We start from the raw sequence: 10,064 nt of genomic DNA, 5'->3' as shown, positions 1-10,064 counted from the left end.
ACCAGGCGGTGGTGGCACTGTAGAAGAACCAGGCGGTGGTGGCACTGTAGAAGAACCAGGCGGTGGTGGCACTGTAGCAGGCAACCCAAACATATTCCCGATCGGATTACCGAAATCTAATGAAACTCCTTTGGGAATGCCGATCTCTGTCGATCTGCCTCTTAGTGTGCCTCCCACGGTAAGTTTTTCCCAAGCTACTTACAAAGTCCAGGAAAGTTCCACAGGAGTCGTTCAGGCAGAAATTACTCTCACTCGCACTGGGGATCTAGACAAAATTTCCAGGGCGTACATACAACCTGTTACTGGTGGTTCAGCGACTTTGGGAACAGATTGGAAATTTGCCTCCAGTTACTCTGGTCAAGTCACCTTTAACCCAGGTGAAAATACTAAAACTTTCACAATTGACATCTTGCCGGATAGTCAAGCTGAAGGAACAGAAGAAGTCGCGTTTCGGATTGCTAGTGCGGATAATGCCAATATTGGCACTCAAAGCTCTACCACCTTGCAAATTCTGGATAAAGTTTTCACCAACGAACTCGCCGATCTGAAAATACCTGGTTTTGTCGGCCCTAATGCCTGGGGAGACTACGACAATGACGGCGATTTGGATCTGTTGGTGATGGAAGGAGGTAGTTTACAAAACAACTATTATCAATCTTTTCCCCGATCGCAATACATTCCGAAAGTGTACAGCAACGAAGGCGATCAAGGCTTTAAACCAGTTGATATAGGGCTGCCTCCCGTTTATGGAGGTGTGATTCAGGAAAATGGGAAGAATCATGATGCCAAACCTTCTGCTACGTGGGGAGACAGCGACAATGATGGCGATCTCGATATCTTGCTCATAGGCGTAAGAAAAGAGATAAACTCCTCTGGTACGGAGAGCTATATCCCCACCACAACACTGTGGGCGAACCCAAAGATTGAGAACAATCGACCCCCTAACTCAACCGGGGACACCACTAAATTTGCTCCAGCGGCAAGGCTGCCTGGTATGTTCAACGGTTCTGCTGATTGGGGAGACTACAACAACGATGGCAGAAAGGATCTTGTACTCACAGGCGATACGAGTTCAGGCTACATCGCCAAAGTGTTCCGTAACGAACGCATTGACTTTGGCGGTGGCATTCCCTTTAACTACGGCACTAGCTTTGAGGAGGAGACTGGGGTAAACTTGCCCGGTGTTATTGGCAATGCGGCTTGGGGAGATTACAACAACGATGGCAAACAGGATATCTTGCTGGCAGGCAACACCGGTTTAAAAAACAACAACGGTTTAGCAATTTACGTCGCAAAATTGTATCAAAACACTGGCAATGGCTTTACCGAAGAGAGCAACCCACTTCTGCCAAATCAAATCCCCGGCTACCCTATTGATTACGGTGCATTCGGAGACTCCAACAACGATGGCAAACTAGATATCTTGCTAACAGGTGGAAAGATTGGGTCGTCGCCCTATAGCTTTACCACGGTGCTCGTGAACAGCAGCTATGGGGAGACTAAGTTTGGGGGTGGTCAGATTCCATCAAGGCCTGGTGCTGGTTTCGGTACTTGGGGAGACTACGACAATGATGGCGATTTGGATATCCTGCTGACAGAAAGCGATGAGTCGGGTAAAAGTGTCGCCAATGTTTACAAAAATGAGTCAGGCTATACATCGATCGCGGATTCAGGGCTGCCTAATAATGTTGCCAGCCCTAGTTCTTGGGGAGATTACAACAAAGACGGCAGACTCGATATTGCACTCACGACAAGAGATGATTCATCTTTTCCGGGTGGCAGCTTTGTCAAAGTCTACCGCAGCAACACCCCTGATGCGAACACCCGACCCTCTGCACCTCAACCTCAATTTTTACAGTCTCATACTATTTCAGAAGAAGGAGTTGTATTAAGTTGGCGGCCAGCACAGAGTAGTACCTCAATCGACGGTAAAACTCTGGACTCTAAAACTCCTGATCGGGGTTTAAGTTACAACCTGCAAGTTTGGACTACTCGTCCCAATCCCAACGGTGGTGATAAGCCCCCCATTAAAGAGTACATTGTTGGCCCCATGTCCGGTGATGACGGAACTCGGCAAGTAGTGCAGTTGGGGAATGTCAACCAAGCCAAGATCAACCAAAACTATGGGGAGTACAATTGGCTGCTCAAGCCAGATTACTTAATCCCTGGACAAACTTATAACTGGAGTGTACAGGCGATCGACAGTGCTTGGGCGGGTTCACCCTTTGCCCAAGGAGAATTTAAAGCCCCCGATATCAAACCAACCCTCACTATCACTGCTACAGATCCAAATGCGGCGGAAACAATCCCTGCAACCGAAGAACCCAATCCTGGAAAATTCACTATTACCCGTACTGGTGGCAACCTCGCTAAGCCGCTGGATGTCTATTACAAAGTGGATAATCGGCTCGATAATATAACCTACACTCCCATACCTGATACTGCTATACCCGGTATAGATTACCAATTGCTTTCCGAGTCCGGTAATTTCTTGCAATCTAACGAGTCCGGCAACTTTGTCACCATTCCAGCCGGTAAACGCAGTGTCAACATGGTTGTCAAGGTCAACGACGATAACCTGGTAGAAGGCGACGAGAAAGTTTTTATTACCTTACATTCTGACTACTCCCAAAAGGTAGGCGATCCCTCTCGTGCTATTGTGACGATCGCGGACAACGACCCCAATAACCCGCCTGGAGGTACTGTTATTGACGGCTATATCTCCGGTGCCACTGTCTTCCTCGATGCCAACAAAAACGGCATACTCGACACCAACGAACCATCCACCACAACCGATTCAGGCGGTAAATTCAATCTCAACATTCCCTTCGACATTTTCGACACCAACAACAACGGAGAAATCGACCCATCAGAAGGCAATCTAGTAGCCATAGGAGGCATTGACACCGCCACCGGATTACCCCTAGAAACACCAGTCACCGCACCCCCAGATGCGAGTGTAGTCACCCTCTTAACCAGCTTAGTCGCCGACTTAATCGACAAAGGAATTGAACCAGAAGAAGCCCAATCTTTAGTCAAAGCCGGCCTTTCCCTCCCCGCCGATGTTGACCTAACTAGCTTAGACCCTATCTTAGCCACCAACAACAACCAACCAGCGGGCGTCCAAGTCTTATCCGAAATGGTGAAAGTCCAAAACTTCATCACCCAAACTAGCGGTTTGATTGACGGTGCTTCCAGTGCAGCTAACAACGATATTGTCAAAGCTGTTGTCAGTTCAATTACGGCTCAAATTCAATCCGGTACAGTCTTAAACCTGAGTAATCCAGCAGCCTTAGAACCAATCATTCAGCAAACTGCCGCTAAAATCCAGCAAATAGACCCCAGTTTCAACAGTCAACAACTCAGCCAAATTACATCGCAATCCGCGACAGTAATGGCAACAGCCAATCAACGCATTGATGCGGCTGTCTCCAACCCAACAGCAACATCAATTCCTGAATCACTTGCCCGCCTCCAACAAGTAGCCTTGGGCCCAACAACTCAAGACTTCAAATCAGTTGGTGCAGGAAATAAACCTATTTCCCAGGTAGTTGCTGACAATACTGGTACTGCTTTAGATAGCAGAATTGAAGCTGTCATCTTGCCTGTTGGGATTGCCACTCCTGTTGTCAGCGGTGATGCAGATTTGGGCAGCAATTCCCCGAATGCAATTCTCGGTACCAATGGCGACGATATCCTGACTGGCGACAGCGCGAATAATGTGTTGATGGGGATGAGGGGCAATGATTCCCTTGATGGCGGCATTGGAAATGACTCGGTTTTCGGTGGCAAAGGTAGCGATACAATCCTGGGAAGTAGCGGTGATGATGTTTTATTTGGCAATCGCGGTGCTGACATTTTGAATGGCGATGATGGTAATGATATTCTCTACGGAGGTAAGGGAGATGATTTGCTCACGGGCGGTTTAGGAATTGATAGTTTGATAGGAGGAAGGGGAGTAGATAAGTTCTTACTCTCTACCAATTCCGGTACTGATACGATTACTGATTTTGAAGTCGGTAAAGATTTGTTAGTATTGGGTAACGGGTTGAGTTTCTCGCAATTGGCGATTGCTCAAGATAGCGGTGCAACATTAATCCGGTTGGCACAAACAGGGGAGATTTTAGCTTCTCTCAATGGTGTTTCTGCTAGCAGTATTAGTGCGGTCAATTTCGGATTGATTTAAGAGCGATTTCGGGTCAAGCAATTGTTCTAATAGTTCGCTCGATCCCCCCTAGCCCCCCTTAATAAGGGGGGACAAGAGTATTCAAAGTCCCCCTTATTAAGGGGGATTTAGGGGGATCTGGCCTCGGCGGTAAACGAGAGATAAAGAGGGTTTTAGACTTAAGTTGACACCAATGCCCTAAACCGTATTACTTACAAATCAGCACCGCTGATATCGCATTCCTGGTAACTGCGAAACTAATCCCAACAATTCCAACTGCAAAAGTATACTAGAAACTCTTCCCGTTTCTAATCCCGCTGCTTCCACAATTGTATCAAAAGAAATCGGCCCAGATTCGATCGCACTTAACACCTTAGCCAATTCCGGCTCCAACGGCGGCCCTTGCTTCTCAACCGTCGGATTTGGGGGAAATAGCGACAACTGCTCGGCTCTATCCAATTTTGGCATAGCTCCGAGCATTTCCAGCAACCTGTCTTCGCTTAACAGTCGATCGCTACTCGGCAGAATCGGATGAGCACCTTTACTCAGCAACTCCAAACAACCAAAAGAACGCTCATCATCCAATCTTGCCGTCAAAACATACACATCCCGGCAAAAATCATTTGCTTGATAAGCAGTAATTAAAGCCCCAGATTTATGCGGAGCTTCTATCACGATTGTAGCGCGACTTAAGCCAGCAATTATGCGATTTCGGCGCGGAAAATTAGTTCTATTCGGTTGAGTCCCCGCCGGATATTCACTAATTACCAATCCCTGCTGCAAAATGCGATCGCACAACCTCTCATTTTGTTTAGGATATACAATATCTACTCCCGTCCCCACTACTGCGAAAGTCCTTCCTCCCGCCTCCAAACAGCCTGTATGAGCCTCTGTATCAATACCAGCCGCCAATCCCGAAACCACAGTAAAACCGCTTCTAGCCAAAGCCGTACTAATTTTGCGAGTCCACCTTCTGCCGTATTCCGAAGGGCTGCGAGTACCAACCATTGCCACTGTCGGTGTAATTCCTTGATTCTCTTTTACATCAACTAAACCGCGATAATACAACACTGGTGGCGGATTGGGAATTTCCAATAATAAGCGGGGATAATCTGGATCGGCGGGCGTCCAAAAACAGGGATTTTTTATAAGATGTTTTTCGATAAATTCTTGGGGATTGAGTTTAGTGCGTTCTTGCACAATGGTTTCAATTATCTGCTTGCCGAACCCTTCGATTCGCATTAAATCTACTGGTTTTGCCATCCAAGCTTCTGCCAAACTCTTGAAATTTTGGTGCAATCTCTGCAACAAAATCGGTCCGATACCGTTAATTTGCGACCATGCCAACCAGTAAGCGCGTTCTTCTAGCAACGAGTTACCCTCAACTTATCTGAGAATAATTTTATCATCTTCGGTGGAATGAATATAGTAGGGAAACGGCACGGCCCTGTCCTGTATTCCTTGGGTAGGGAAATGGCACTGCCGTGTCCTGTATTTTCACAGATGTCCGGGTAAAGAAATGGCACTGCCGTGTCCTGTATTTCCACAGATTTAAAACTGTTATATATTTTTTTACGAACCGCGAAGGCGCTAATAACGCGAAGAGAATTAAGAGGGAAGTTGACAATTACTGGCTAGGTTTTCCAATCAACGAAACGGGCGTAAATATAAGCAATAATTTCTCCGATCACAGTCCGAAAACCTTCGCTCGATTTCCACCATTCTTGTGGGTTGTAATCTTGCGATTCAGCAGCTATAATCCCGACTTTAATGTCAGGATTCAGGACTTCTTTGAAAACAATCCAACTTCTGCGGGCGTGAGGGCCAAAGGAATAAAGATTAATTGATTCAACTTTTATGGCAGAAGCAGCCAGCCAATCGCGAAGTGCGATCGCCGAAGCAGCAGTGCGGTGTTTGACAACACTCGCTGCTGGTACTGCTACTACTTGGTTTGTATCAAATCCTAGCGCAATAAAAGTCGCGGCAGTTAGTTCGGCATAATTTTTATATTCAGCAAGATAGAAGCCTTTACTTAAAGGAACTCCTGTGGTAATTAATTGGCGGTATTCGCCTTTTTTGAATTCGGCGATCGCACTTTCGATCGCATAATCCGGCAACCAGCCTTCGACAACCAATATATCTGCTTTAATCGGCGCATTTACAGCCAAAAACGGATGGATATTTGTGAGAATTAAGAGCATTAAAATTATCAATCCCGTGCTTGCAATTACCCAACCTTCCCTGGTAATTACCCACATTTCTCGACGACGGATTAGACGAATTCTCATTTTAACTCGATCTAGATGTTTTCAGGTATGGAGGCAGATTCGGCGAGACTGGGGAAGAGGGAAATAGTGGGAAAGTGATAGAATTTCCCAATGCCCCATGCCCCCTTCCCAATCCCCCATTCCCAAATTATTGGTGTTTCAGATACTCAAAAACGCTTTTATCCCCAATATCCTGCGGCATCGGTTGAAAAAACTTACGTACAGCAAAGATGATAAACAAAGCCGCCCAAACTGCCAGCAAAAATTGTTCATTTTCGGCTGACAAAAATCCAAAAATATGTCCTAAAATTAACAGAGGAACTCCCGGAGTCAAAAATTTAGTTTCGAGGCGATTAAAGCAGAATGCTTCCTTAAAATAAATGCCATTTAAGGCGGCAAAAGTAAAGCCAATTCCCCACAAGGTGGCGGGATGTTCGTACACTGCTAAAGCTAGAGGTTGGCTGCTTTGTAGGGCGACAAACAATGCTGCCGCGCCGCCGATCGCCCAAAACGCCTGTAGTGTTCGATGCAGCGCAATCATGTAAATGTGAATAGTTGCCAAGCTGACGCCTAAAGCTATCCAGAAACAAGCAAAAACAGGCGTTACAGCTTGGATTGCCATCGGGTTGTCGCCCTGTTGTAGCACCAGAGTAGTGCCGATCGCAAAACACAGCGCCGCCACCCCCAATCCGGCACGGTAAATCAATACTCCCGTGCGATCATTTTGAGTAATCGTAAATTCGCCGAATTGTCCTTGATAGACTGGCGATTCATCAGGTGATTTCAGTAGTTGCATAATAGCTTCCTCCTATCAGACACGAATGTAGTTCTGCCAAGATATACTTTATTGATAAACCGAGCCAGCGAGACCGAGCGATGCCTAAATTTAACAAGCCTAAACTTAACCAGCCTAAAGTTAACAAGTCTAAAGTTAACAAGTCTAAAGTGGACGATCGCCCAAAGCAAAGCCAATCCCTTCCTTCACAATCCGAACTTCCTCCAGTTCAGCTTGATGAAACCATTGTAGCAGGCAGAAGACCGAAACCGGTCAACGACTTTCAGAGCCTGCTGGAGGAATTATCCGAATTGAGAGCGGGGTTCGATCCAGAAATGTTAGCGCATCTCGATAAAAATATGCCATTTAATACCAAGCAATTTGAAACTAAAATCAGTAAAATTTTGGGGTCAAAAAATATTGATTTCAACCTAAAAAATTCACTCAAATATCTAGATTACATCAAGCAAAATATTCAACTCCCCTGCCACGTTACCGGCATAGAAGAGTTTGAATGGGAAGAAGAATATACAATGGGTTCGGGCAGCAAAAAAGAATATGCACGGCTCAAAAAAACTCAACCTTCTTATACTGATAGATTCACAATTAATCAGTTGGAGGATTTGGTGCTTCAGGAAGAAGGCATATTTGTGGAAGTGCAGCGCGTCAGCGATCGCCAAAAGTTTATGTTGCCTTTATCAGAGTTAGAATCAGTTGATGTAATCTCCCGCAACAATCAGTTATTAGATGATTATGCCGTGTGGTTTATCAATTATTAAGGAAGAGTGGGGGATGGGAAGAGGGGAAGAGGGGAAGAGGGGGAGAGGGGAAGAGTGGGAGAGTGGGCGATGGGGAGAGTGGGGGATGGGAAAAATCTTCCTTCTTCCTTCTCCCCTCTTCCTTCTTCCGACGGACATCGGACTGACATCCGTTACATCCGTTACATCCGTCGAGCGAATCCGTTGCCGAACTTCCGACTTCCATCGGACTGACATCCGTTACATCCGTCGAGCGAATCCGTTGCCGAACTTCCTTCTTCCTTCTTCCTTCTTCCTTCTTCCTTCTTAATTAAATGGAAGCTGGCAAGTGCGAGCGCGAAACCAAAGCCAAAGCTTCAACCAAACTGCGAACAGCCGCAATCATCGCCACTTCGCTATTAAGTTGGCTGACAGCAGAACCGACACCAACACCCGCAGCACCGGCTCCAATAGCGAGGGGTGCGGTGACGCTGGAGATACCGGAAGCGCAGAGTACGGGGACGGATACGGCGCGGGAAATTTCAAAGGCTGCAGCCAAAGTAGGCGCTGCTTTTTCAATTAATCCCAAGGTGCCGGCGTGAATTGGTTGGGCGCTGGTGCCACCTTCGGTTTGGATGATGTTAGCGCCAGCTTTGACTAATTCAATTGCTAACTGCACTTGTTTGTCGAGTGCCAAAATGTGCGGAACTGTCACAGAAAGAGTGATGTTCGCAAATAGCGATCGAGTTTCGCGAGTCAACTGCAAAACTTCCTCAGCTTCAAAGCGGCGGCCTACTGCGTAGAAAGCATCAAAGTTACCAATTTCAATCAAATCAGCGCCAGCTTCTACCGCAGGCACAAACTTTTCCGGTTCCACAGCCGATACACAAATTGGCAAATTTGTCAACTGTTTTGCCATCAAAACCAAATCGCGATCGGCAGCAATATCGACAAAGGAAGCACCGCCGAGATCCGCTGCTTTGACGACAGCAGCAACGTTGGCGGCATCAAAATTATTTAAACCGCTGATAATTTTCAGGGCGCGACCTTGCTCAAATGCGCGCTGCAATTTAGAATTTACACTCATCGTTAGTTTTCCAACTCAAAAAATTTCTTAGACTCATTTTGACACGAATTAGAACAATTTTTGATTTTTAATTCTTAATTTTTAATTACTACGCGGCTGGCGAAATTTGTAAACATCTTTGATAACTTGTACCCAGCCGTCAGAGAGAGATTCGAGAATCCGAGATCCCTTTTCTTTCGTCGCCGCCGTCGCATCGCCCAACACACCACTTTCAGTCAACTCTCGCGTCAGCCAAGCAAAAGGTAAATTCCCTTCCATACTCAGCAAACTGTCTGTTGGTAAACCCTGCGGGTACTCGCAAACAGCCAGTTCCATTTTCACCTGTTCGGGCAAAATTGACAACATCAAACTCGTTTCTGCATCGCCCGCGTGAATTCCGAACTCCAATTCCTTCGCAGTTAATAATTCAGCAGCCACATTCGGAACGCCCCAAACAAACAGCGGAAAAACAGAAAAATCCTGATATTTCTGATGAATATCCCGCGCCGCAATTTCCATTACCTGTGGCTGTCCGCCGTGACCATTCATTAACACTAATTTTCTAAATCCAGCTTGATAAATACTGTCCGCAATTTCACTGATTACTGCTAAAACAGTCTGAGCACTGAGCATAATTGTACCGGGAAAATGGCAGTGTTCGTTCGACTTGCCATAGTACAAAGGTGGCAAAGCATACGCGGGAATATTTGCCTCTAACTTTGCCAGCGCTTTGCCTGTCACCGCCGCGCTAATTGCCGCATCTACAATTAAAGGCAAATGGGGGCCGTGTTGTTCGATCGCACCTAGCGGCTGAATTATCACCGTGTTTTCCTTATCCAGCATAGACTGAATTTCTGTCCAAGTTAGATAGGGAAAAAAGCGCGATTGTGGAATAAAATTGTGCATATTGTGGCGACAATAGTAAAAGTAAGCAAGGCAATCAATTAACCTGAAAACTAAAAATAAATTCCCTAGATAGCTAATAGAGAAATGATGCTGTCTCTCCGTAGATGCTATAATTTATAGCAGATGCTTTAAGAGGGCGCTGATGTAC

General features: G+C 46.1%; 7 protein-coding genes. 2 read left to right on the top strand and 5 right to left on the bottom strand.

Annotation, left to right across the window (positions count from 1 at the left end):
* On the top strand, positions 1-4,186 hold a 4,186-nt coding region (locus QUA90_RS09020; RefSeq protein WP_333445034.1), incomplete at its 5' end, for an FG-GAP-like repeat-containing protein.
* Positions 4,187-4,384: 198 nt separating this feature from the next.
* On the opposite strand, the gene dprA is transcribed toward QUA90_RS09020, so the two are convergent.
* The 3 genes from dprA to QUA90_RS09005 all read right to left on the bottom strand — a co-directional run bounded on the left by dprA (position 4,385) and on the right by QUA90_RS09005 (position 7,228).
* Positions 4,385-5,536, bottom strand: coding sequence for a DNA-processing protein DprA (gene dprA, locus QUA90_RS09015; protein WP_333084297.1), 1,152 nt, complete (start codon positions 5,534-5,536; stop codon positions 4,385-4,387).
* A gap of 263 nt (positions 5,537-5,799) precedes the next feature.
* Positions 5,800-6,453: a YdcF family protein gene (locus QUA90_RS09010; RefSeq protein WP_333330148.1), complete on the bottom strand. Its 654-nt coding sequence runs from the start codon at positions 6,451-6,453 to the stop codon at positions 5,800-5,802.
* A 127-nt stretch (positions 6,454-6,580) separates the two neighbouring features.
* Positions 6,581-7,228, bottom strand: a complete 648-nt coding sequence (locus QUA90_RS09005; protein WP_333055172.1) for a DUF2301 domain-containing membrane protein — start codon at positions 7,226-7,228, stop codon at positions 6,581-6,583.
* Positions 7,229-7,308: 80 nt separating this feature from the next.
* Between QUA90_RS09005 and QUA90_RS09000 the strand changes: the two genes are divergently transcribed.
* Positions 7,309-7,986, top strand: a complete 678-nt coding sequence (locus QUA90_RS09000; protein WP_333383955.1) for a calcium-binding protein — start codon at positions 7,309-7,311, stop codon at positions 7,984-7,986.
* A 289-nt stretch (positions 7,987-8,275) separates the two neighbouring features.
* Here QUA90_RS09000 and QUA90_RS08995 read toward each other — a convergent pair whose 3' ends face one another.
* Positions 8,276-9,031, bottom strand: a complete 756-nt coding sequence (locus tag QUA90_RS08995; RefSeq protein ID WP_333330136.1) for a DUF561 domain-containing protein — start codon at positions 9,029-9,031, stop codon at positions 8,276-8,278.
* 81 nt (positions 9,032-9,112) lie between these two features.
* Positions 9,113-9,916, bottom strand: a complete 804-nt coding sequence (locus QUA90_RS08990) for a creatininase family protein (protein WP_333445032.1) — start codon at positions 9,914-9,916, stop codon at positions 9,113-9,115.
* Between the last annotated feature and the right edge of the window lie 148 nt (positions 9,917-10,064).

The sequence above is a fragment of the Microcoleus sp. D3_18_C4 genome (genome assembly GCF_036702355.1).
Classification (GTDB): Bacteria; Cyanobacteriota; Cyanobacteriia; order Cyanobacteriales; family Microcoleaceae; genus Microcoleus.
This window is presented reverse-complemented; position numbering and strand designations above follow the sequence as displayed.

Bases quoted from the DNA above. Each gene is read 5' to 3' on its own strand.
- QUA90_RS09010 (WP_333330148.1), bottom strand. From the start codon at position 6,453: ATGAGAATTCGTCTAATCCGTCGTCGAGAAATGTGGGTAATTACCAGG.
- QUA90_RS08990 (WP_333445032.1), bottom strand. From the start codon at position 9,916: ATGCACAATTTTATTCCACAATCGCGCTTTTTTCCCTATCTAACTTGG.
- QUA90_RS08995 (WP_333330136.1), bottom strand. From the start codon at position 9,031: ATGAGTGTAAATTCTAAATTGCAGCGCGCATTTGAGCAAGGTCGCGCC.
- QUA90_RS09000 (WP_333383955.1), top strand. From the start codon at position 7,309: ATGCCTAAATTTAACAAGCCTAAACTTAACCAGCCTAAAGTTAACAAG.
- QUA90_RS09005 (WP_333055172.1), bottom strand. From the start codon at position 7,228: ATGCAACTACTGAAATCACCTGATGAATCGCCAGTCTATCAAGGACAA.